Below are 667 nucleotides of genomic sequence, written 5' to 3'. Positions count from 1 at the left end.
CCTGCAGCGCTCCGAGCGGCGCGTCGACTGCCCCGCCTGCGGCACGGTACCGGCGGCGACCGCGCCGGACGGGGAGACCCGGTGACGGACACCGCCGCCGGGACGCCGCCCCGCGTCGGGCCGGCCGCCCGCGTCGTCCTGCACGAGCTCTCCGTGCGGCGCGACCGCGACGAGTGGATCGTCGGACGCATGGCGACCCGCACCTTCGTCGCCCTGCCGTCCGCCGGGGCGCTGGCCGTGCGCCTGCTGGGCGAGGGGCTGAGCGTGGCCCGGACGCAGGAGCGGCTGCGCGCGGACACGGGCGAGGAGTTCGACATCGCGGACTTCGTCGCGGACCTGGCCGCCCTCGGGTTCGTCGCGCGGATCGACGACCGTCCGCTGCCCGACGCGGCGCCGCCGCGCGCCTCGCTGCCGTGGCTGCGCCCCCGTCATGTCCGGTTCGCCCTGCACCCGGTGCTCCCCGTCGCCGTCGCCGTGCTGACGGCGGCCGCCGTCGCCACCCTGCTGCTCCGACCCGGCCTGCTGCCGGGCTACCGCGCCCTGCTGTGGAGCCCGCACGGCAGCGTGGTCCTGCTGAGTGGGGCGGCGGCCGGATGGACGCTGCTGCTCGCCCACGAACTGGCCCATCTGGTGACCGCACGCGCCGCCGGAGTGCCGGGCCGGATGC

The 667-nt window shown here is 78.3% G+C and carries 1 pseudogene; it reads left to right on the top strand.

Annotation, left to right across the window (positions count from 1 at the left end):
* Positions 1 to 81: 81 nt before the first annotated feature.
* Positions 82 to 667 (top strand): annotated as a pseudogene (locus tag LPA54_RS34515) (hypothetical protein); the annotation flags it as partial.

It is taken from the genome of Streptomyces sp. DH12 (genome assembly GCF_020873895.1).
Lineage (GTDB): Bacteria > Actinomycetota > Actinomycetes > Streptomycetales > Streptomycetaceae > Streptomyces.
This window is presented reverse-complemented; position numbering and strand designations above follow the sequence as displayed.